The organism is Microthrixaceae bacterium (assembly GCA_023957975.1).
In the GTDB taxonomy this organism is placed as follows: Bacteria; Actinomycetota; Acidimicrobiia; order Acidimicrobiales; family Microtrichaceae; genus JAMLGM01.
Map to the genome: position 1 here is coordinate 166,721 of JAMLGM010000006.1, position 22,799 is coordinate 189,519.

The 22,799-nt window shown below is 66.6% G+C and carries 18 protein-coding genes; 9 read left to right on the forward strand and 9 right to left on the reverse strand.

Annotation, left to right across the window (positions count from 1 at the left end; translation table 11 throughout):
- The first annotated feature begins 29 nt into the window (after nucleotides 1-29).
- Both M9952_10530 and M9952_10535 read left to right on the forward strand, forming a co-directional pair.
- Nucleotides 30-1,709: a DUF1214 domain-containing protein gene (locus tag M9952_10530; protein MCO5313351.1), complete on the forward strand. Its 1,680-nt coding sequence runs from the start codon at nucleotides 30-32 to the stop codon at nucleotides 1,707-1,709.
- Between the two features lie 2 nt (nucleotides 1,710-1,711).
- Nucleotides 1,712-2,926 carry a sulfotransferase gene (locus M9952_10535; GenBank protein ID MCO5313352.1) on the forward strand — a complete coding sequence of 405 codons (1,215 nt, stop codon included), beginning with the start codon at nucleotides 1,712-1,714 and terminating at the stop codon, nucleotides 2,924-2,926.
- 71 nt (nucleotides 2,927-2,997) lie between these two features.
- On the opposite strand, the gene M9952_10540 is transcribed toward M9952_10535, so the two are convergent.
- Together M9952_10540 and M9952_10545 are read right to left on the reverse strand one after the other, a co-directional pair.
- Nucleotides 2,998-3,738 (reverse strand): hypothetical protein, encoded by a 741-nt coding sequence (locus tag M9952_10540; protein MCO5313353.1) that lies wholly within the window; start codon nucleotides 3,736-3,738, stop codon nucleotides 2,998-3,000.
- Between the two features lie 66 nt (nucleotides 3,739-3,804).
- Nucleotides 3,805-3,972 carry a hypothetical protein gene (locus M9952_10545; protein MCO5313354.1) on the reverse strand — a complete coding sequence of 56 codons (168 nt, stop codon included), beginning with the start codon at nucleotides 3,970-3,972 and terminating at the stop codon, nucleotides 3,805-3,807.
- Between the two features lie 257 nt (nucleotides 3,973-4,229).
- Here M9952_10545 and M9952_10550 point away from each other — a divergent pair, with 257 nt between their 5' ends.
- Both M9952_10550 and M9952_10555 read left to right on the forward strand, forming a co-directional pair.
- The gene (locus tag M9952_10550) at nucleotides 4,230-4,820 is read left to right on the forward strand and encodes a hypothetical protein (GenBank protein ID MCO5313355.1); all 591 of its coding nucleotides are present in this window, start codon (nucleotides 4,230-4,232) and stop codon (nucleotides 4,818-4,820) included.
- Between the two features lie 2 nt (nucleotides 4,821-4,822).
- The gene (locus M9952_10555; GenBank protein ID MCO5313356.1) at nucleotides 4,823-5,764 is read left to right on the forward strand and encodes a CotH kinase family protein; all 942 of its coding nucleotides are present in this window, start codon (nucleotides 4,823-4,825) and stop codon (nucleotides 5,762-5,764) included.
- Nucleotides 5,765-5,780: 16 nt separating this feature from the next.
- Here M9952_10555 and M9952_10560 read toward each other — a convergent pair whose 3' ends face one another.
- Nucleotides 5,781-6,272, reverse strand: coding sequence for a CopD family protein (locus M9952_10560; GenBank protein ID MCO5313357.1), 492 nt, complete (start codon nucleotides 6,270-6,272; stop codon nucleotides 5,781-5,783).
- Between the two features lie 142 nt (nucleotides 6,273-6,414).
- On the opposite strand from M9952_10560, the gene M9952_10565 reads away from it, so the two are divergent.
- Nucleotides 6,415-8,049 carry a hypothetical protein gene (locus tag M9952_10565; protein ID MCO5313358.1) on the forward strand — a complete coding sequence of 545 codons (1,635 nt, stop codon included), beginning with the start codon at nucleotides 6,415-6,417 and terminating at the stop codon, nucleotides 8,047-8,049.
- A gap of 201 nt (nucleotides 8,050-8,250) precedes the next feature.
- Nucleotides 8,251-11,418 carry a TraM recognition domain-containing protein gene (locus M9952_10570; GenBank protein ID MCO5313359.1) on the forward strand — a complete coding sequence of 1,056 codons (3,168 nt, stop codon included), beginning with the start codon at nucleotides 8,251-8,253 and terminating at the stop codon, nucleotides 11,416-11,418.
- Between the two features lie 64 nt (nucleotides 11,419-11,482).
- Here the strand turns inward: M9952_10570 and M9952_10575 are convergent, their stop codons facing one another.
- Both M9952_10575 and M9952_10580 read right to left on the reverse strand, forming a co-directional pair.
- Nucleotides 11,483-11,920 (reverse strand): MarR family transcriptional regulator, encoded by a 438-nt coding sequence (locus M9952_10575; GenBank protein ID MCO5313360.1) that lies wholly within the window; start codon nucleotides 11,918-11,920, stop codon nucleotides 11,483-11,485.
- Nucleotides 11,917-13,194 carry a chloride channel protein gene (locus M9952_10580; protein MCO5313361.1) on the reverse strand — a complete coding sequence of 426 codons (1,278 nt, stop codon included), beginning with the start codon at nucleotides 13,192-13,194 and terminating at the stop codon, nucleotides 11,917-11,919. Before M9952_10580 ends, M9952_10575 begins: the two co-directional genes overlap by 4 nt.
- A gap of 153 nt (nucleotides 13,195-13,347) precedes the next feature.
- On the opposite strand from M9952_10580, the gene M9952_10585 reads away from it, so the two are divergent.
- Both M9952_10585 and M9952_10590 read left to right on the forward strand, forming a co-directional pair.
- The gene (locus M9952_10585; GenBank protein ID MCO5313362.1) at nucleotides 13,348-15,015 is read left to right on the forward strand and encodes a nitrite/sulfite reductase; all 1,668 of its coding nucleotides are present in this window, start codon (nucleotides 13,348-13,350) and stop codon (nucleotides 15,013-15,015) included.
- 104 nt (nucleotides 15,016-15,119) lie between these two features.
- Nucleotides 15,120-15,992, forward strand: coding sequence for a formate/nitrite transporter family protein (locus M9952_10590; GenBank protein MCO5313363.1), 873 nt, complete (start codon nucleotides 15,120-15,122; stop codon nucleotides 15,990-15,992).
- A gap of 4 nt (nucleotides 15,993-15,996) precedes the next feature.
- Here M9952_10590 and M9952_10595 read toward each other — a convergent pair whose 3' ends face one another.
- On the reverse strand, nucleotides 15,997-17,106 hold the full coding sequence (locus M9952_10595; GenBank protein MCO5313364.1) for a uroporphyrinogen-III synthase: 1,110 nt from the start codon (nucleotides 17,104-17,106) through the stop codon (nucleotides 15,997-15,999).
- Between the two features lie 64 nt (nucleotides 17,107-17,170).
- Nucleotides 17,171-18,610 carry an ADP-ribosylglycohydrolase family protein gene (locus tag M9952_10600; protein ID MCO5313365.1) on the reverse strand — a complete coding sequence of 480 codons (1,440 nt, stop codon included), beginning with the start codon at nucleotides 18,608-18,610 and terminating at the stop codon, nucleotides 17,171-17,173.
- A 222-nt stretch (nucleotides 18,611-18,832) separates the two neighbouring features.
- Between M9952_10600 and M9952_10605 the strand changes: the two genes are divergently transcribed.
- Complete coding sequence (locus tag M9952_10605) at nucleotides 18,833-20,056, forward strand: hypothetical protein (protein ID MCO5313366.1); 1,224 nt, start codon at nucleotides 18,833-18,835, stop codon at nucleotides 20,054-20,056.
- Nucleotides 20,057-20,086: 30 nt separating this feature from the next.
- Here the strand turns inward: M9952_10605 and M9952_10610 are convergent, their stop codons facing one another.
- Together M9952_10610 and M9952_10615 are read right to left on the reverse strand one after the other, a co-directional pair.
- A complete protein-coding gene (locus M9952_10610; GenBank protein ID MCO5313367.1) occupies nucleotides 20,087-21,682 on the reverse strand; it encodes a wax ester/triacylglycerol synthase family O-acyltransferase in 1,596 nt (531 codons plus the stop codon).
- Between the two features lie 87 nt (nucleotides 21,683-21,769).
- Nucleotides 21,770-22,750 (reverse strand): SDR family oxidoreductase, encoded by a 981-nt coding sequence (locus tag M9952_10615; protein ID MCO5313368.1) that lies wholly within the window; start codon nucleotides 22,748-22,750, stop codon nucleotides 21,770-21,772.
- Between the last annotated feature and the right edge of the window lie 49 nt (nucleotides 22,751-22,799).

Consider the following 22,799-nt stretch of genomic DNA (forward strand, 5'->3'; position numbering starts at 1 on the left):
GATACGGGTGGGGTCTCTAGCGTGTCGCCATGGCAGCGACCCCACGACGTCGGCTCAGCGCTGAAGCACGCCGCGACCAACTCCTCGACGCATGCGCCGCCGTGGTCGACGCCGAGGGCTTCCCGGCCGTGTCCATCGACGCCATCGCGGCGGCGTGTGATGTCACCCGCACGGTGCTCTACCAACAGTTCGGCGGCCTCGAGGGCATGCTCGAGGCGCTCGTCGAACGCTCGACACTGCGGGCGGCGGCAGCCATCGACACGACGGGAACGGCCACCGGGGCGCGAACGCTGCGCGACTCAATGGCCCATGTGCTCGACGCGGTCGACGCCGACCCGGCGACGTGGCGAATGTTTTTCATCGCCCCGAACGTCGGGCCGCGCAGCCTGAGCGACAACCTCGCAACGGGCAGAGCGCTGCTGCGAACACAGCTCGCCGGAATGGTCGAACGACGAATCGGTGACGCCGATGCCGATCTGACCGCGCGCATGCTGCAGGCCGCCGCGGACGAACTAGTCAGACTCCGACTCGCCGATCCGGACCGCTACCCCACCGAACGCCTCCTCGATCAGTTCGACGCGCTGGCCGACGCGCTCGCAGGCCCAGCCCAACCGGCCGAACCCGCCCAACCGGCCGAACACCACCGAGGCTGGACCGCACTGGTCGACGGGCTGCGCTCGGCCGGCGACCAGGTGGCGAACCTCGCCGAAACCGGTGAGGCCGACGACCAATCGGACGCGTTTCGAGCACTGCTGCGCGGCTTGACCAATCAGCTCGGGCGCTTCGAGGTCGACCGCGATCGCCCCGAACTCGTCGCCTTCAACGGATGGCGCGAGAAGATGTTCATGGACAATCCTGACTTTCGTTACTGGGTGGCCGACGTCCGCGACGACCGCCGCTACCGGATCACCGGCAATATCGCCGATGCGGTGTACATGTCGGTGACGGCCTACTCCTCGTCGGGGACCCTCGACGCATCGGCCGGCGCACGCCTCGACTCCGACACGATCCGACTCGCCGACGACGGTGCGTTCACCATCACCATGTCCAGCGAGGACCCGGGCGACGGCACCGACTGGCTCGCCTTGCCGCCTCGCGCGAACGCAGTGTGGGTCCGACAATTCCACCGCGACGTTGCCAACGAGACACACGGCTGGTGTCTCATCGATCCCCTCGATTCCCCTCCGCCGCCCGCAAGGTCGCTCGACAGCGAACGATTCGGCACCAAACTCACCCGCCTCGGCGAAAGACTGGCGGCGTTTCCCGCCATCTGGGCGGCCGCCACCAGCGATGACTTCAACGCACCGAACACCGTGCGCCACTGGACCGAGATGGCCGGCGGCGCGGCGTTCACCGAACCCGGCATTCACTACCTTCGCGGCTCGTGGCAACTCGAGCCAGGCGAGGCGCTCGTGATCGAGGGCACACCACCGCCGTGTCGCTACTGGAACGTGATGTTGTACGACCGGTTCCTCAACTCACTCGACTACCGGGCGCGCACCGTGTCCTACACCGGCGCCACCGCCACCCTGAGCGACGGCGCCTACCGATTCATCCTCGCCGGTGACGACCCCGACGGCTCCGGCGATTGGCTCGACACCGAGGGCCGCTCGTTCGGGCTGTTCGTCATGCGGTTCCTGCAACCCGCCGTCGAGCCGCCGCTACCGCACCTTCGACGGTGCCCGATCGAACACCTGAGGGAGCGTTGACCATGTGGCAACCGCCCGAACGAACCGCCGCCGCGAGCGCTGCGATCGCCGCTGCCGACCAGGGCCGCCTGGCGCGTCCGGATCGGTATCTGCTCGACGCCGATCACCTCGCGAGCGTCGCAGCCCGCCGAGATGGCGACACCGAACGGTTCGCCGCCGGCTGGCGAGAGGGCCTCGAACGCTACGTGGAATCGGCGAGCGAGGATGGACGGCTCAACGCGTTCGGAATGGCGATGGCAGCGCGCACCGCCGTCTCGCGTCTTCGCTCCGGGGTGGCGCTCTCGCGCTTTCGCGAAGCCAACCCGAACGTCGCCGATCGCCCGCCGACGCCACCGATCTTCATCACCGGCGGGTGGCGCAGCGGAACGACGTTTCTGTTTCGGCTCCTGGCCTCCGATCCCCACTTGCGCGCGCCGCTGCCAGCCGAACTCGCCGAACCGATGTCGATGGCGAGCCTCAGCGGCGAGGAACGCGAGCGGCGCATCGATGCCAGCGCCGCAGCCCACGACATGTTGCATGTCCTCAACCCCACGCTACGAGCGATTCACGATTCCGGGGCGCGGCTGCCCGAGGAATGCGGGCTCGCTATGGGAGCCGACCTTCGAAGCTGGTCACTCTCGGCGACCACCCGGCTCGAGTCGTACTCCGAGTGGCTTGCGGGCCAGGACCTGGGTCCGTCCTATCGGGACTACGCGTCGGTGCTGGGCGTGCTCGGCGACGGCGACGATCGCCGCTGGGTGCTGAAGGCTCCCCCACACCTCGCGGAGCTCGGTGCGCTCGCTCAGGCGTTTCCCGGCGCGGTCGTGGTGATTCTGCATCGCGACATCGTCGAGACGATCGCGTCGGGAGCCAGCCTGTTCGCGGTGTTCCGTTCCACCTACAGCGATGACGTCGACCCCCGAGACGTCGGACGGTTTCAGAGCGATCAGACCGAGCTGTGGATGCGCCGGGCGCACGAGTTGCGCACCAGCGCCTTGGCCAGCACCATCACGATGCTTGACGTCGACTACGGCGATCTCGTCTCCGACCCTGCGGGCACCCTCGATCGGGTGTACGCCGCGGCCGATCGGGAACCCCCGGCCGACCTGGAGGCTTTCGTCGCCGACTTCAACGCGGCACACCCCCGACATGCACAGGGAACGCACCGCTACTCCCCCGAGGACTTCGGGCTCAACCCCGCGGAGCTACGTGAACGGTTCGCCGAGTTCGCCCGCTGACGGGCCTCGGTCGCGCAGGCCTCCCTCGCGCAGGACCTCAGATGTCGGCGGGGCTCAGTCGTCGGTGGAGGTCAGTCGTCGGCGGAGATCAACCGGTAGCTGGGGGCCGAGTCGTCCACAAGAATGCCTGGCTCCGCGGCACATACGGCCGGGATGGCGGCGAGAACGGCGCGTACCGATCCGTTGGTGATCGCGTCGCGCCCCTTGAGTGTCGGCTGAAACTCGAGTTGTGAACGCAGATTCGCCGGTTCGCCGGTGATCTCGATCGTGTAGGAGGCGGAGGTGGTGAATCCGCCAAAGGGGAGATCGTCCCCCCGAAACGTCACCGCGTCGCGCAGGTACCAGCACTCTTCGTTGGTGAAGAAATGGTGGTCTCCGAGATAGCCGCGGTGCACGAGGTGGACCGCTCCCGCTGTGCCGCGCCGAATCGTCTCGTTGCCGATGACATCGCCGTAGTAGAGATCGCCTCCTGCGGCCACCGGATGTTGAGGACCGATCTCGTCGATGTCGACCCCGAAGCCCATCGCACCGAGCCCACCCCACATGTCGCCGGGGGCGCCCTGGAAGTTGGCGGCCTCGACGAACCGGATGTGGCTCACGCTGTCGAGTGGTTGGCACATGGTCAGCACCAGTCGCTCGACCATGTAGGAGGGGTGAACTCCCGTGCCGTGCAGCGTCGCGGCACCGGCCTTGCACGCCTCGAGCAGCCGCCGAGCCGATGCCCGGCCACCCGACGCCCAGTTCTGCATCCACGGGTTGTGGTAGGCGGCGGTTGCAACGACATTGGTGCCGGACTCGAGCAGGTCGATCACGTCGTCGTCGAGTCCCTTGAAGACCGCCGCTGCTGACGGGGTGACGACGACACAATCCAGCCCGAGTCAGATCACCTCGTCCTTCGAGGTGGTGATGGCCACATCGGAAAACGACCGCTGCTTGTCTCGGCGCGCCTTCACGATCTCCAGATCGAACCGAGGGTCCTCCTGAAGTGCCCGAATGACGGCCCGCCCCACGTGGCCCGGTCCCCATACCCCGATTCGAAGTGTCACCCGCCCAGCGTACCGCTGCGGCCCGACCAGACTCTTCCAACACGTCCAAATCCGGGACATATTCAAGCGATATAAGGCTTCCGTCTCATCTCTATTTACCACTTTAAGGCGGCTGTCTTAGATATTTCCCTGGCGCAACCCAACGCGCATAGCTAGGTTGCGAAACGCGAGATATATCACCTCCGATATCGACGAGAAACCGACGTCTGGTCTCACACATTGATTCCAAACAACTGCGAGCACTGTGGGGCCGTGCCATGACGGAAACGACCCAAACCCGAAGCGATTCGAAGCGCCGGCGGGTTCGCCGGCTCGCAATCGGAATCATCGCGGCAATCACCGCCGCATGTGCCCCCAACTCCGGCGGCGGAACCCCGTCAGACCCGGGGCCCGGAGACACGTCACCGCCAGCGCCTCGCGCGTACCATGGCGACGAATCGGTCACCTTGACGTGGGGGATCGATGAACCGAACGCCACCGGCTACGAGTGGCAGTGGCGGCCGTCGGAAACGTCGACGTCAACCTCCGAGACCACCGAAGTACCGGAGGTGGTCGCCACGATGGGCCTGACGCCGAACCGGCACTACTGGGCACGGGTGCGCTACCTCGATACCGACGGATCGGCCGGTGAATCGTCGAGTGGTACTTCGTTCTTCTTCGCCGACATGACGCTGCCCGTGGTGCGGATCAATACTGAACATGAAGTAGCGATCGGCCGCGAGTTGTACGTCAATGCCTCGATGACTATCGACCCCAATGGGTCGGGCGATGCCGCGTACTCCGGAACCACCCAGATTCGAGGAGCGGCAACTCGACGTGGGGCGCCCCGAAGAAGCCCTACCGACTGAAGCTGTCGACGAAATCGAGCCTGATGGGGATGACCACCAACCGGGATTGGATCCTGTTGGCCAACTTCTACGACCCCAGTCACCTGCGCACCGAGTTGGCATTCGACCTGAGTCGACAGACCGACCTTTCATTCACCCCGACGTACCGCTACGTAGAAGTCATCTTGAACGGCCGCTATGACGGCCTCTACATGCTCGGCGAGCAGGTGGAGGTCGACTCCGGTCGCGTTGAACTCGACGAGATGGGTCCGACGGACAACTCCGGCGAGGCGCTGACCGGGGGCTACATGTTGGAATTCGACTTCCGCCTCGATACCGCGGTTGAGCCCGGCTTCGTGTCGGGAGAGGGCGTCAAGGTTGCGATCAAGGAGCCGGACCCACCCGCCCACGAACAGGCCGCGTACATCCGCTCCTACTTCAATGCGTTCGAGGCCGCGACCCTCAGCCCGACGTTCGCCGATCCCGTCACCGGCTTTCGCTCCTACCTCGACGTCGACGCCTTCATCGACTGGTACATCATCGCCGAGCTGACCCGACAGCAGGATGCGGCGTGGGCCAGCACGTTTTTGACCAAACCCAGGAACGGGAAGCTCACGTTCGGACCCGTCTGGGACTTCGATTTGTCCATGGGCACAAAGAACGAGCACTCGCCCGGCTGGCCAGCGACCGGTTGGTGGATCAACCTGCCGGTCTTCGGCAAGTGGATCCCGCGCCTGTTCGAGGATCCGGCGCTGCGCGCACAGACCGCCGCTCGCTTCGCCGAACTCCGGCCAGCACTCGAAACCGTCGTCGCGCAGATTCCAGAAACGGCCGAGCCGATTTCCACCGCACGCCTCATGGACGCCGGCAGATGGAAGCGCACCGTCACCTCGAACGATAAGGACGCGTTCCTCGTGAATTGGTTGACCGACAGGATCAACTGGATGAGCGGCCGACTCGGCTGAGCTACGGTCGCCGGCGTCAGCGATCGAAGACCGGATAGCCGCCGAAGCGGATGCTCGCACCGGCGAGGACGAACAGCACCGCAGCGATCGTGACGACGCGAATGTGCCAGGCCAGGGTCGGCAGGGTGTCGTCGCTGAGATTTGGGATGACCCGGAACCGGGCGTGAACGGCCAACCCGACGGTGATGGCGAGCAACGCGAGCTTGACTTGCACCGTACGTGCGACCGCGTCGCCGGCGAACCAGTTCCCCGGACCTCCGAGCAGATGCTCGGCAAGCCAGAGTCCGGTGAGAATCTGCAGCGCCAACGAGGGCAGCCCGATGCGCTCGAAGCGGCTTTCGAACTCGGTGACGATCGATGCGCGCTGCTGGCGGAGCGCATCCGGAAGGACGGCCACGGCAAGCACCAGATGCCCGCCGGCCCAGATCGTCGCACCGAGAATATGCAGACTCAACGCGATGTAGTAGCTGGCCATTTCGAGAACCCCCGATCGGCACGAATATTTCAAGCACTCACTGTATTAAATAGGGAACCGGCATGGGCGCCTTTCTTTCGACTCCGCGCGACCTCACGGCGCGCCGTCTGGGCGATACGGTCTCATCGACTGGGATGGCGGCGATGGCCGCTGGCGATAACTCGGAGGGTCGGCCATGAGGCTGAGCGTTTTGTCGTATTCGGCGACGTTGGACGGAGTTCCACTGCGGCAAGGACCGGCCCGAGAACACGCGAACTCCATTCATCTTGCGACGCTGGTTGACGCGCTGAGCACGCCCGTTGCCCGGTTCGACGACCCCGGCGCCGGGAATCCTGGTGACCCCGCCCTAGCGTTTCAGCGCCTCACGCGCTGCCCGAACGCGACAATGGAGCTGGCGGGCAAACGATCGCTTGCCGAGGCAACCCCTCGTCGTGAGGACTGGCGGCGGATCGTGGCCAACTCGGGAATCGGTGCCCTCGGCCACGGCGAGCGGATCGATCTCGCCCGCCTCGCCACCGTCGCCCACCGTCCCGATGATTCGAGGGTCACCACCGACGCTCACCGGCTCGTCGCCCTCGCCTCCACCGTCGCAACGCCTCAGACGTCGAGCCAAACCCAGGCATTGGCGGACGAGTTGGCCAGCCTCCTCGCTCCGCAGATCACGAGGGCTTCCGACATCCGAGGCAACAACCGCATCTGGTTGATGGACCTCTTGCACGCGTACGCCCAACTGACCACCACGATGCTGGAGGCCTGGTATCGATCCGAGTCGCTTCGCGGCACCGAGGGCGCGGCCCGACGGTGGCTCAAGGAGCACGACCACCTCGCCGTGGGCGAGCACCCGGTCGTCGCGGATCTGTTGCACCGGATCGACACCGGGATGTTCCGGGCAACCCCGAGCGATGAGGAGTTTCGGGCGCTGTTCGGGCTCGAAACGTCGAACACCGTCGAACTCTTCGCCGGACGACGCGATTTTCGCGGCTTCCTGCCGCTGTTGTCCCCTGATCTCCCGTCGGAATTCGAGCGTCGGGGGATTCAACCAACCGGCGTGCACTGGTGGCATGCCGAAGACGACGTGGCCGCGCTGATCGCGGTCACCGCCTTGTTGGCCAGCCGCGGCGTTACCGTGGCCTTTCCCTCGCTACAACACCAGGGCGTGGCTCGGCGAGCCTCGAGCATTCAGGGCTTCAGCGGGTTCGGCGTGGGGGCCGGGTTCTCGCCCTACACCCATGCGGTCGCAGACGCGAGCAACCTCTTTACCTCCAGCAACGACGGCGAGACCGACACGCTCGAAATCCGCATGACCGACGACGTCGCCTCGGACGCACGGTGGCAGGAACTCACCATCACGTCCGACGACGCGCCGCAGGTGCCGTTTCGCCGCATCACCGACGACACCGAATGCCTCGACCACGCGATCATCGCCCGCGTACCGGTGAACGCTCACGGCGTCGTCCGGGTGCACTGGGTGGTTGCGGGTTTCACGGCGATGGCGACTGCCGAGTCGACCGCGTGGCTCTGCCGTGAATGGCCATGGGTGCTCGATCAGTACCGCCGGTGCGGCAACACGCTCGACCGACATCAGATGGTGGTGGTCCTGGGCAAACAGGCGGTACTGGGCAAGCAGGCGGTCGATTACAACGCTCCGCTCCGACCCGACGACAGCCCGTTGCGCTGGGTGCCACGTTCGGTGATTTGGGGAGACCGCCACGAACTCGCGCCGCCGCCACCGTCGAGGTTCCGAACCAACGGGGTCCCAGGGACCGACGCGGCTCAAGTTACGCCCAGCGGCGTTCCGTTAGCCCGATAGATGTCTCGGCTCGGTGCTGATAACACCGGCGATAGCGACAAACTGCTGAGTTGATCCCGTGGTTCGGTCGTGTCGGTCGGGCCCACGCTGGAGTCCGCACCTGCAGGTGCCAGAACCGCTGGGAGGACTCCGATGACACATTTTGGCGATCGGCCGGACGCGACGATCGAACGACCGGTTCGAGCTTTCGTTCGACGAGTGGTGACACTCGCAAATCGGGTCGAGCCCGTCCCGGTCGATGGCGAGGCCGACGACGACGTCGGCGACCCCTTCGAACTCGTTGCGGCGGCAACCATCCGAGGCCAACGCCCCGGGCGCCTGGTCTATCCGCTCGTCGAACTGGGTGGTGGCGCTGACCGCCGACCGGTCGAGTTGGACTCCAGCACGCTCGATCGACTCCATTCGGCGACGCCGACCATGGCGCGAATCGCCGTCAATCGGGAACAGGCGGCCGTCGTTTGCGACATCGCCGACTTCTATACCGAAGCCACGACGACGATCGCTGCGACCCACATGTTGCAGTTGCACGCCGAGGCGCTGCGGGCCGCGGGGGCGACCCCGTGGTTCGATGAAGCCGCCACGGCGTCGTTCGCGGCGAGGGTCTCGCCGAGCGATCGTTCCCCACGGGCCCGGTCCCGTGCCCGAAGGTTGGCCAACGACGTCATCGCCGCAGCCGGTATTCCCAGCTCAGCCCGATCGCCGACCGGCGACTACGCGATCGGCTGGATGTCGGACGGTCCGGGGGCCTTCGGTTCCGAATCGGGACTCGCGCTCGCCAACGGGAACAACCTCGCTTGGGTGCGACTCGTCGAATCGGATGGAATCAGCTTCGTACGGGTCCACGGCACCTTCGGCACGATCCCAGGAGCGGCCGATTCCCGGCCGCTGCGGCGCCATATCGACCTGTTGAATTCCGAGGTTGAGGTCGTGCGTGTCGCTACCGTTCCAGCGCCACGGGGTAAGCGCCGGTATCTCATCGCCGTGTGCGACGTGCCCGTGTCGCAATTCTCCCCGCGCATGCTCGAACACATGGTGTGGGCCGTAGCGACACTGCTCGACTGGGGGGTCGACGATGCCCTCGACTCCGGACTTGTCGTACCGGACGGAGCCGGCGCGGATCCGATATCGGTCGATTTCGTGCGACCCGAACGGTGGCTGAAGCACCAGGTCGCCCCGCGTCTGGTGAAGCGATCCTCGAACGAGCGAACTGCCGATCACCGCCTCGCGATCGACGACGGCGGAGACGTCGCCGCCGCGCCGGAGGCTGTCCCGGACGCCGCGCCCCCTCGCCCACGCGGCACGTCGCTCAGCCCCAACTCGACGACGTGGCGCGAGGTGGCCGCACCTCACCTGGAGATGCTGATTCGCCGTGACGACGTTTCGCTGCTCAAGTCGAACGACGACGTCACAGCGAACGACCTCTCCGTCAACGACCTCGCGGCCGCGGCGTTGCGTCTGCTGATCGCCGGGCCCGCCGCGTTCGGACGGCTCACGTCGCTGGCCTCGCAGGCGGGACCCGAGGCCATCGTTGGCCACGTCGATGAGGTGGTGATCAGCTCGGCGATCGCCGAACAGCATCGACTCCGAGCGTTGTCCGACGCCGTCGGGGCCTGGGGCCGAGACCAACCGCATCAGGTACGCCAACAGATGGGCTCGGCGTTGCAGCCGATGTTGGGAGTTCGCCATCCCGGGTTCGAAGCAACGATCGACACTGCGCTCGGTCTGGACGATGCGGCACCGTCCGAGCGTCTCAAGACGATCGCGGTGCATCTCGGCTCGCTTGATGTCGACGACGCGAGCTATCCGCTTCAACTGGTCGATCTGGCGATCGACTCGATCTCATCCGGAACGCTGATGGCGCGCACTGCCTACTCTGCGAGCTCCGACCGCGCACCCCTGGCAGCGGTGCTGGCGACCGCGGCGGCGCTGCACCAGTGCTCGCTCGAACCCGACGTGATCCGTGCAATTCAGTACCTCGCTCAGCCGCTGCGGGCAGCGGACCTGCTGCAACTTCGAAGCGGCGACCGGATCGGGCCGATCGTGAAACGGCGAGGCCGACACGTGATGGCGCACCGCCGCGACGGCTTCACGGTATTCATCGGACCGCCGGGATGCGGCAAGTCGAGCACGCTCAACACGGTCCTGTCCGGATACACCGGCCCCGTCGTGGCGACGACAACGAAGACGGGTGAGTGGGAGCAGTCCTATGTGACCATCCGGGCCGAGCGAGGTCCGATCTGTCTCTTCGACCCGGCCAACAAGGTCGCCGATCCACACCCATCGGCCCGTCGCATCCGCTTCGACGTCGTGCAGTTGTGCACCTCCTATGCCGAGGCGAGGCGAATCGCCTGGCAAATCGCCGAAGGCACCGACCGGAACTCGTTGACGGCCGCCGACTTCTGGATCTCCTACGCCCAGAGCCTGCTCGGGCCGCTGTTGTTCGCCGCGAATCTCGACTCTGGCGGCATCGCCGATGTGCTGTCGTGGAACGTCGCCGATCGGCTCGACCGACCGATCGAAATCCTCACCGATCACGGTCACGAACCGGAGGCTGCGCAGGTGCGTGCGATCGTCGAGACCGATTCGCGAACCCGCGACAGCGTGCTGGCAACCGTCACGGCGCTCCTCGCTCCATTCTCGACCGGCGACGCGGCACGCCTGGCGACGCACGGGCACCGGTTCGATCCGTTCGCCGACTGGATCGAACCCAACGGCACGGTGCTGTTGTGCCTCGACCCCACCGACACCGCGCAGCTCGGGCTGCTGATCGAGATCTTCCTCAGCTGGCTGATCCGTGCACGAACCACACTCGCCGACAACGGCTGGAGCGGACCGTCGTGTCTGCTCGGTGGCGACGAGATCGCCCACGTGTGTGCGCTCAGCACCCTGCCGCGTCTCATCGGCGAGGGGCCGGGCCGCGGCGTGTCGGCCATCGTGTGTCTCCAGGATTTGAGTCAGGCGCACGCACGTTGGGGTGCGTCGGGAGATCTGTTTCTCACCGCAACCGGCAACCGCGTGTTGTTTCCCGGCGTCGCCAGCACGGCGCTGCTCAACTGGGTGACCCCGCTGCTGGGGCGCGGCACGTCGAGGCCTGCGGGCTTCGTCAACCGGAACCGTTCAGGTTTCGATCTCGACGACGATCACGAGCCGAGCGACGTCGAAAACGTCGGACAGGTCATTCATCCCGGCCGGAACGCAGCGGTGCTGATCACCCCCGACTCGTCGGTGTATTCCGCACAACAGGCCCGGGCCCAAGACGACCCGTTGTACTGCCAGGCCATTGCCGAATCGCAGGCCACGTTGATCTCGTGGAGCATCCTCCCGCCGGCGCCAGACGAACGCGAACCTCCTGCCGGAAGCGACACGTGATGTCAGCCCCGGCAGGAAGTTCGCCCGATGCCGACGTCGGTCGCCGGTGGTCGGTCGCCCGAGGTCAGATGCCGCTGGCCGGTTCGAGCTCTCCGAGCACGTCGTTCATCTCCTGGCGGAACCGGCGCAGTTCGTCGCGATGCACCACCGACAGCGCCGCGAGCACCCGCTCGCCCTGGTCGGTGAGTTCGAGAATGATGCGTCGCCCATCGGCGGGGTCGGTGAGACGGCGCACGAGCCCGTTCGCATCGGCCCGGGCCACGAGCTCGGTCGCCGAGTGAACCCGGATGAGCAGGCGTTCGGCGATATCGGAGATCGACGGGGGTGGGGCCTCATGGCCGCGAATGGCGAGCAGCAACTGGTGTTGTGCCGGCGAAAGCCCGAGGGTCTTCGCGGCATTGCTCGAGAACGATTCGAAGGTGCGAAGCGCATGGCGAAACCGCGCCAACGCCCGGTACTCCTCGTCGCGCAGGCCATCGTCGCGCGAGTTGCGATTGGTCATGTGTCGCCCTCCCCCGGCTTCGACGGATCGAAGCGTCGCTGCTGAGATTCAATCAGTGAAACCGGCGAGGACAACAACAGCGCCACGATCGCTGCGATCAGTACGGTCGGCAACAGCACCATGCCGGCCATCTCGGTGACCACGAGGGTCGAGCCGATGGGCGTCTTCGTGACGGCGACGTTGGCGGCCACCATCAGCGCCGCCACGAGGACCCAGGAGTTTCCGAACGGAAGGTGGCCATCGAGCGCACGTCCCAAACAGAACCCGACGAAGAACAGCGGGATGATGAACCCGCCACGCCATCCGGTGGCCATCGCAACCGCGCTCGCCACGAGCTTCGCCGCCGCCCCCACCAGTAGCGCCCCGACGGTGACGGTCGTGGCGCTGAGGTGTTGCATCTGGACCTCGCCGTTGGTGAGCGCATACGGCGACAGTGCCGCCAGCCCGGACAACACCACGGCACCCACCACGGGACGCGCTCCCGGCGCCACCCACGCCGCCAATCGCCGCATCGCCACCGTCAGGTAGGTGAACAGGTACCCGATGAGCGCTCCGACGACGCCGGCAGCGACCGCGATGGCCAGGTCGCCCGACACGAGTCGCTCGGGGCTGGGAAATGACCAGATCGGTTCGAGGCCGGCCCCCGACAACACGATCGACACGGCATAGCCCGACAACGACCCAACCGAGGCCGGCAAGAGCGCCTCGTAATACTCCAGGCCGCGACGATGCAGGATCTCGAGGGCGAATACGGCCGCACCGAGTGGAGCGCCGAACAGCACCGTGAACCCGGCCGCCATGCCGGTGATGGACAACACGCGCAACGGCTCCCGATCGAGCCCCGCCCGGCCACCCATCCAGGACGCCATCGTTCCGGTCGCGGTGACCAGTGGTGCTTCTGGGCCAAGCGGACCGCCTGCTCCGACGCAGATCAACGACACGGGGATGAGCGATCGGAGGCTTCGCACTCCTTCGGCGCCTCCCGAAACGTGGATGTTGTCGACCAGTAGTTCGACGTCGCTCGGCGGACCGAGCAGCCGAATCAACCCCGTCACCACCACGCCGACGACGATCATCACGCCCAGGTGCCCGGCCGCGCTCCAGTGCTCGGGCAACAGCCGTTCGGAGACCAGCTCGAGCACGAAGAGGTAGGCGGCTCCGATGAGTCCACCAACGAGGCCTGCCGCCACGACGAGCCCGGCGAGTCGTCGACGGGTGAAGACCCCGAGGATGACCTCGCGGGCCGGATGACTGAATCGTACGGTACTTAGCACGGGATTAGATCGTATCACGATGTATTAGTTGGAGCGAACTCCGATGGGGACCAGATCGCTCCCCCAACTCCTCACAGGCGGCGATGCGGCACGGTGAGGGAACCGTCACGCCGGGAGAACGGTTGCGAAACATCGCCTCCGTACGGTCATCGCATGGCTTCGATCAACATCCCCGCAGCAAAGCGTGCCGGCCTTCCGGTCGACCTCGAACGCCTTCGGGCCGAGGGCGATTCGTGGCTCACCGCAGAGGACCGCTTCGCCCTCAAGACCTACGGGGCGTGCACCCAGCTTCAAGACGGCGTGTTCATGGTGCGGGTCCGCATCGCCGGCGGGGTACTGCCGACCACCCATGCCCGGGCGCTGGCTCGCATCGCGAACCGTCACGCCGAGGACTGGTTGCACCTCACGACCCGCCAGAGTTGCGAACTGCACTGGGTCGAGGACCGACGGGTGCCCGACGTCCTGGACGAACTCGCCCGCGCCGGACTCTCCACCCGCTCCGCTTGCGGCCACACCGTGCGCAACGTCATGTGTTCAGAAGACGCTGGGGTCGGCCTCGACGAACCCTTCGACTGCTTCCCCGATGCCCGGTTGATCTCCGACACCCTCGTCGCACGCTCGGCGACCCTGAACGTGACCCTCCCGGGGCGCATCAACATCTCCCTAGGCGGCTCGCCACGATGCCGCCACGATGCGCTCGTCAACGACGTCGGTCTCGTGTCGATCGTGCGCGACGGCGAGGCGGGATACGAAATCTGGGCGGGCGGCAGCCTCGGCAAGGCCCCGAGTCTCGGCGTGATGTTGGCGCCCTTCGTGCCTCGACGACAGCTTCCGGCAGCCATCGATGCGATCGTCGATCTCTACGTTGCCCACGGCGACTTCGACACCCCGGCCAAAGGGCGGATGAAGTTCGTGGTCGAACGCCTCGGAGTCGATGGATTCCGCGGCGCCTACCTCGAAGCGTTCCGTGAAGCACAGCTGCGACCACAACCCACGGTCCCACCCGTCGAAGTGCTTTCCGACGAGGCCACGACCGTGATTCTGGCCGAGACGCCTCCCGGAGGTTGGAGCATCGGCGTACGCCCTCAGCGCAGCGCAGGGCTGGCCACCGTCACCATCGACTTGCCCCTCGGCGACACGAACTCCTCGGAGTTTCGACTGCTCTGCGACCTCGCCGACACCTACGCGGATGGCCACCTCACCTTCACCCGAGACCAGAACATCGCACTTCGAAACGTGAGCCTGGCGGGAGTCGCCGCCATCCGAAACGCCATCGCCCAGCGCGGCCTGTTCCTGCTCGGCGAGGCGCCGAATGCCCAAATCCGCGCCTGCACCGGGGCGACTGTGTGCGCACTGGGCATCACCGACTCCCCCGGGTTGGGCAAGCTGCTGTCGACCAGCGCATCGTTGCGCCGCAATTCAGCACTCTCGGTGTTTATTTCCGGCTGCCCGAACTCCTGTGCCCAACACCAGGTGAGCGACATCGGACTCGCCGGATCGAAAGTGCGTGTGAACGGGCGCACCAGCGACGGCTACCAGGTATTTGTCGGAGCGGTGCTCGACGACCATCTCATCGGTGAAGTGGTCGGGCGCGTGGCCGAACGCGACCTCCCCACCGCACTCGACGCCATCGTCGGAACCTGGGAGGCCCTGCGCCACCCGAACGAATCGCTCGGTCGCACCGTACGTCGCCTGGGCCTCGATGCCTTCTCACTTCAAATCGCCGCCGTGCTCGAGGACCGATGGGCACCCGGGCCTGAGGAGGTGAACACCGCAACGATCGAACCCGACCTCACCACCACTGCGGTCAGTCTCCCCTGAGCGCCGCCGCGAGCCCGACGACCCCACCCCAGCCTCCAGTACCTTCAACCCTCACCCACCTTCGAATCGTTCAACCCCCCGGACAGGAAGCCCCAGGAGCGATCATGCCCAACGCCATCCCCCAGGCCATCGATGACCACACCGCTGCCGCGATCACCAAAGCCACCGCGGCACGTCAGTGGCCTCGCTACCTTCTCTCCTCCGTTTTCGCCGGAGCCTTCGTCGGGTTCGCCGTCGTGTTGATGGTCGCGGTGAGCGCCCCGCTCGTGGCCGAGGGTTCGGGCATCGCCAAGCTCGTGCAGGGTTCGGTCTTTGGCGTCGCGCTCGTTCTCGTCGTGTTCGCCGGCGCGGAACTCTTCACGGGAAATGCCATGGTGATGTTGCAGGGATGGTGGCGACGACTCGTCGGTCCCGCCGATGTCGCACGGGTGTGGGGGCTGTCGCTCGTGGGGAACCTGATCGGATCGATCGCCCTCGCCGCGGCCGTGCACGGCGGCGGCACCCTCACCGGACCGGGCGCGAACCTCATCGCCGCGGTCACGGCCGCCAAAGACTCGGCGAGCGGGCCCCCGTTGTTCTGGCGGGCGGTGTTGTGCAACGCGCTGGTCTGCCTCGCTTTGTGGATGGCGACTCGGGCCACCACCGACGGCGCGAAGATCGCCTGTTTGTGGTTCGCCCTGCTGGCCTTCATCGGTTCCGGGTTCGAGCACTCGATCGCCAACATGACGATCTTCGGCCTCGGGGTGTTCGAGGGATCGACCTCGTGGGGTGCGCTGGTCCGCAACCTTGCGTGGACCGTTCCCGGCAACGTCGTCGGCGGCGGCCTGGTGATCGGGCTCGGCTATGCGTGGCTCGCCGGATCCCGGGTGCCAGCCCCTGCCACCGCCGAGAGCGCGTCGGTGACGACCGATCTCGTTGCAGGCGCCGAACGGGCCGACGACCTCATCGGCGCCGCACAGGTTCCCGCCGTCGGCTGAACGGTCACAGGTTCTCGCTCGACGCTGCCAACGACGTCAGGGTCGAGCGATACCCCCGACGCGGCACCGACACGATGCCCGATCGCAACACACCCAGCTTGCTGCGAAGCCGCCCGATGGCGGCTTCCACCGCGTGCGGGTCGACCCCGTCGCCGGCGAGTTCCTCCTTCGTCAACACGCCGGGTGCGGCGCTCAACAGTCGCATGAGGAGTTGACGCTCGCGTGGGGTGAGAAGGCGGACCGCACCGGAACTCTCGACGAGTGCGTTGCCCCGCAACTCGACGCTGTCCTCGCCCACCGACAACCGCACGGCGGTGCCCGACACCTCGGTGATCAGCGCCTGCACCATCGCCCCCAGTCGGGCGCGACGAGGTTCGACCACGCGGGTCACCCCAGCGTCGCGCAGCGCCTGCGCAGTGACCGGGCCGACGGCGACGGCGCGGGCTCGACGGCCGAGTGCCGCCACGAACTCACCCGGATCGGTTGCGAGCCGGAGGGTGGATTGAACCGCATAGCTGCAGGTGAACGTGACGGCGTCGACGCGGTCGTCGAGCACCGCGTCGATCAGGCGCAATGCCGGCGCGGGGTCGTGGGGCGGCGTCCATTGATAGACGGGAATGTCGACGACGTTCGCGCCCGCCTTCGTCAGTTCGTCGGCCAACAGCGGCTCGCCACCGTCGCGTTGCACCACGATGTTGCGGTCGGCCACACCGAGGCCGAGCAGGTGTTCGAGTACCTCGGCGCCGGTCTCCGAAGCAGCGTGCCAGTCGACTTCGATGCCGCATCCGAGCGCGGCCGAGCGCGCCTTGGGCCCGCGTGCGATCACGGTTGCGTCGCCGCACCACGCGAGCAACGCCTCGTCGAGTCGGGCACTTTCGCACGCAGCGAACCACGATCGCGTCCCCAAACCGGTCGTGAGCACCAACAGGTCGGGACGTCGATCGAGCGCAGCTCGCGTCGCAGCGACCGTGGCGTCGACGTCATCGAGCAGGCTTGTGTGCATCACCGGGCCGTGCAGCACCGTGGCACCGCGCCGAGCCAGCATCTCGTGTTGTTCCTCCCATCGCCGGTGCCCGGTGATGGCGACCACGAAACCGGTGAGCGGATCGACCATGCCGGGACGCTAACCGGGCAATGTTTCGGCACGGTTTCCCGGCCGACTCCAGCGACAGGTTCTGCTACCGGGCCCGTCGCTCGATCACCCGCCGCTGAGCCGGGGTCTGAGGCGCCTCACGGTGAGCCTTTCGTGTCACCGACCGTTGAGCCCTGATGAAGTCGAGCGCTTCCGTCGGCGACATCCCGCCGTCGACGAGCAGGCAACCGGCGACGGTCGCCGTTCGTCCGATCCCGCCCCAGCAGTGGACATACACCACACCCCGCTCGGACTCCGCGCGAATGGTCTCGATGATCTCGTCGTAGCCCTCGGCCGGGCGAACCCCCATGTCGGGGATCCCGTGCGACACGACCCGGAGGTCGAGGTTTCGGCGGGATCCGGCCAGCGCGACGTAGTGGTCGTAGGGCGCAAGGGGGTCGTGTTCGTTCGTCAGGTTCACGAACGTTCGAACACCGTTGTCGACCAACAGGTTGACCTTTGCGTCGGCCTTTCCGGCAGAGGGGTCGCCCGGGTATTCGCCCGCCAGAACCCGTCCGGGCTCGATCCAGTAGCCGTGGACGAACTGATCAAACGGCCATGGTTGTGCGGCGGTGGCGCCGACGGCCTGATCGTGAAGTCGAGCGGCCACGGCACGAATTCGGTCGCGTTGGGCCAGCTTCGCCAACCACTGCGTCGGCATCTCCGCCTCGCCCCAGATAGCGCCGGCAAGCTGTCCGGCGATTGCCGCGGTCGTATCGGCGTCGTCACCCAGGTTGGCCGCTCGCAGCACCGCGTCGGCGAAGCTGTTCGCCCCACCAACCGCCCATAACGCCGCTTCGAGTGCGTCGACCACGAACCCGGTGCCGCGAATCTCCGAATCGGATTTCGTCCTCCACGACCCGCGAACGACCGCCTCGATCTGGGGGTCGAGTTCGCCCCATTGCCAGAACTCAGGCGACAACACCTCGTCTGGGGCGGCGCCACCGATGAGCGCGGCGGTCATCGCTCCGTAGACCCGACACGCATCCACCGGTCGGCGCGCAGGGTGGGTCGTCCGGCTGGACTCGGCCGACTTCTCCGCCGCGAGTCCGACGTCTTGGTGCCAACGGATCGGCACCGGGGCCAGCCGCATGAGCGACCCGTTCGCCGCCGCCTCCTCATCGATGACGGCGTCGACGACCGACCCGTCGCGAGCGAAGCGGGCGAGCGCTGCGGAGGTGGCATTGCCGATATCGAAACAGCGGTCTTTGACCGACCAGTAACCCTCATCGCGCCACAACAGGTAGCGGCGCAATTGATCGGCGAGGTCGAGCTCGCCGGTATCGAGGATCGACTCGCCGAGACACATCGCCATCGTCGTGTCGTCAGTCCATTCCCCTGGCTTCAGTCCGAACGGTCCACCTCCGATGAGGTCGTCGATCGGTTCGAACGTCCCGGGAGAACGAAACTCCAACGTCGTTCCCACGGCGTCGCCGAGCGCCAATCCCAGCAGCGCACCTGTTGATCGTTCCCGCGAAGTCATCATCGCCCGATCGTGCCAGAGCCCCTGCCGCCTGTGCCGAGCAATTTCCGCCAGGACTCCGGACTGCGCCGGGGCGGTCGGGCCCGAACTTTGTGCAGAAAGCTCGCGACGGCGGGACGGGAGGTTTGAGCCAGCCAGCAGCTCGGAGGTTGAACCGCCGACTGCGACTCAGTTAAACCGATGGGGTCGCGTCGCTTGCCGGCGGGCCCGACCAAGGAGCTGCACATGACGAACCGTCGAGTCGAGCAGACCCATCCGCAGAGCGGCTTGAAGCTTCTCGCCCTGCCTGCTGCACTGTGGCGCACCGGCGCCTACTTCGCCCCCTCCCACTATCTGCGCCGCCAATCCTGGCACAACCGCGCGAGCCTGCCGGCACCGTCGCCGTCGCTCGGTGGAGTGGCAGCGGTGCTCGCGGATGAGCTGGTCCTCGCCGGTTTCAAACTCACTCGCAACCCCCCGACGGTCGACGCGTGGGAGCGGATTTCCGCAGAGGTTGCCGACGCGCTGATCTCGTTCGAACACGAGGGATGGCTAGAGAACCCTGCGTCCTACCACCGTGCGCCGGTGGTCCCGAACGACGCCACCGTGACGCCGGTGCAACGCTGGGAATCGCTGGGAATGCGTTGGCAGCAGCTTCGCTGGACCAGTGGCTGGGAACCCGTGGTCGGCCAGCCGGGTGCGCAACGTTGGAGTTCGTACGAGCGAAATCACCGGGCGTCGGCGTGGATGCTCCGCTACCCCGACGACAAGCCACGCCATTGGGCGGTGCTCGTCCACGGCACCGAACAGGGACGTCTGCTCGTCGACCAGATCGTGTTTCGAGCCCGCCGCCTGCACTACGAACTCGGCTGCAACGTCCTCATGCCGCTGTTGCCGCTCCATGCCTCGCGTCGCGCGCCCGACGCGCTCGGAACGGGATTTCCCACCCTCGACGTCATGGACAACATCCATGGCCTCGCCCAGTCGGCCTACGACGTTCGCTGTGCCTTGGCGTGGGTCGCCGAACAGGAACCCAGCAGCGTCTCACTCACGGGCCTGTCGCTCGGGGGCTACACCGCCGCTCTTGTCGCCGGCCTGGAAGAACCCCTCGGCGCAGTCGTCGGCCTCGTTCCGGCGGTCGATTTTCCCGAGGTGTTCCGCCGCCAGACCCCGCATCTGATGCGCTACAGCGAGGCGTTCGCAGCGTTGCACGAGGCCTCGCGGCGGCTCCACTCGGTCGTGTCGCCGTTGTCGTTCACCCCGCAGACTCCAAGCGAGCGTCTCTACGTGCTCGCCGGCATCCACGATCGCCTCCTCGACCCGCTCAACCAGGCGGCGTCACTCGCCGAGCACTGGGGAACCGACAACGTCGTGTGGCTTGACCGCGGCCACGTCTCACACATGACCTCACCGGAACTCGGTTCCATCATCGAGTCCGCGGTCACCTCCGTACCCGTGCCGGCCGCCTGAACGACCACTGCCGATCGGGGCCGCCTCGCTTCAGCCAGGAGTCGACGCGGTCTTCTTCGCTGGGGCCTTTGGGGCAGCAGACTTCTTGGCTGGCACCTTCTTGGCCGGCACCTTCTTGGCCGCGACCTTCGGTGCCGGCGTCTTTTTGGCTGGCGCCTTCTTGGCTGGCGCCTTTTTGGCCGCGGCCTTCGGTGCCGGCGCCTGTTTCGTCGTCGACGTGCTGCGCTTGCGCGGTGCCGCCGCTTCGAGTTCGTCCAACGCCGCCGGCACGGCCTCGGCCATCGTCCGAAGGTGAGGTACGACATCTGGACAACTCATGAAGCCGAAATCGATGCTGCCCATAATCGACAGCGCCGTCACGTTCAGGCTCATCCCCATCAGCAGCGGGCCCATCGGATAGAGCGCCTCGAGTCGGCCACCCGCGAGGTACAGCGGAATCGGTGGTCCCGGGACGTTCGAGACGACGACCGACGCGGCGGGAGGTGTATGCGATGCGAGCCCCACACTGGTGTACATCCGGGCTGCCAACGCGATCAGGCCCGGAGGGGTGGTTTCGGTCAGGCCCATGATCTGATGCGCTGCGAGCGCCTTTTGCATCTCCTTGGCCGACATCGTCGACTGGTGGATCCGACCGAGCCGCTCCGCCGGATCCTCGATGTCGGTCGCGAGGCTGGCGAACATGTTGCCGACGTGGTTGCCGACAGGGCCATCCTTGGAATCGGCCCTCAGCGAAACCGGACAGGATGCGATCAGTGAGGAACCGGGCAGCTCTCCCCGCTCGATGAGGTAGCTGCGCATCGCCCCCGACACCAACGCCAGCACCACGTCGTTCACCTTGACCCCGTAGGCGTCCTTCACCGCCCGCACACGCTCGAACTCAACTCGGGTCGCCGCGAACTCACGACGTGGGGTCGGGTCGCTGTTGAAAACCGAGCGCGGTGCGGTCAGCGGCAGGCTGACCGGGTTCTCACCGCGCAGAACCGGAACCGCGGACGCGAACTGCAAAGCGGTCTGTTGGGCGAAGCGCAGTGTCCGAAACGGAGTGCGGACCACCGAGTTGGCGACTCCCCGCACGAGCATCTCCATCGGACCCGGCACCCGCTCGGCCTCGATCTCGTCGTGCACCTCGACCGGGGAAACACGCGGCGTCGGCTCGAGGTCCAACAACACGTCGGCGAGACCGGCCCCGGACACCCCGTCGATGATCGCGTGGTGCATCTTGTGCAGGATCGCGACGCGCCCGCCTTCGAGCCCCTCGATGCACCACGCCTCCCACAACGGCCGGGTGCGATCGAGCTTGTAGGAGATGATTCGCCCGACCGTCGCGTTGAGTTCGCGCTCTCCTCCGGGGCTCGGCAACGCCACGCGGCGGATGTGATAGTCGGGGTCGATGTCGTGGGCTTCCACCCAGCTCGGACGGTCGAGACCGAACGGTACATTGACGTACCTCCAGCGCAACTGGGGCACCTCGGGCAGTCGTGAGATCAGCAGCTCCCGGAACCGTTCGAAGGTCCAGCCGTCAGGAGCGCTCGCCGCGTCGACGATCATCAGGCCGTTCACGTGGAAATGCCAGTTGGAGGTTTCGCCGTACAGGAATGCCGCGTCCTGGCCGCTCATCTTGCGCATCCGCCTTCTATAACGCGTCTTGGCGCTCGGCGCTACTGACTCTGGTCACCAAAGCCGCGGGCTCGTCGGACCGTAGGTAGCGGACGCTCAGAGGTAGCCCTCGTCTTTGAACCAGGTGACCGATCGTTGAATGGCCTCGGCGGCGGGACGGGCGGTGAAGTCGAGCTCCCGTTGAGCCTTGTCACTGTTGTACCACTCGCCGAGCCGGCCGATCTTCACCTCCGACACCGTGGCCGTCGGGTGCCGCTTCGTGAACCGCGACACCGCTTCGAACCCGTGGGCCAACGCTACGGCAGTCCGGTAGGGAAGCCGCACCCGAGGGGGTCGGCGCCCGGCCGCCTCGGCGATCAACCCGAAGTACTCCTTGACGGTGAGGTTGGTGCCTCCAAGCAGGTACCGCTCGCCGACCCGGCCCCGTTCGGCGGCCAGGAGATGTCCCGCCGCCACGTCGTCGACGTCCACCACGTTCACCCAGCCCTGCGTGTAGACGGGGAGCTTTCCGCCGGCCACCTCCAACACGAGCTGTCCCGACGAGGTCGGCCGCCGGTCGCCAGGGCCGACGACGAGGGTCGGGTTGACGATCACCACCGGAAGCCCTCGCGCTGCGAAGCGGGTCGCTTCGACCTCGCCGAGGTACTTCGAGATCGAATAGTGGTCGCCGGTGTCCCAGTAGTTGAACACGACCTCCTCATCGACCGGGTTCGGCCCGTAGGCCCCGATGGCGTTGTTGGTGCTCGTGTAGACGATCTTCGACACATCGGCTTCCAGCGCAGCTTGCAGCGCGTGACGGGTGCCGGTGACGTTCACCTCGTAGAAGGCGTCGACGTCGCGCGCCCAATGCGAGAACAATGCGGCGGTCAGGAAGAGCCGATCGCATCCGCGAAGCGCCGCCCGAAGCGAATCGATGTCGCGAAGATCGGCACCGACGCGCTCCACGTCGAGGTCGTCCAACCCCCGGGTGTCGCTGTTGGGACGCACCGCGATACGGACCTCGCCACCTTCGTCGACGAGATGCCGGGTGATGGCAGAACCGATGAATCCGGTCGCCCCGATCACGAGTGTCTTCATCTCCCTGCACCTCCGTCACGATCCGACCTGGTCCGAACACCCGAACGTA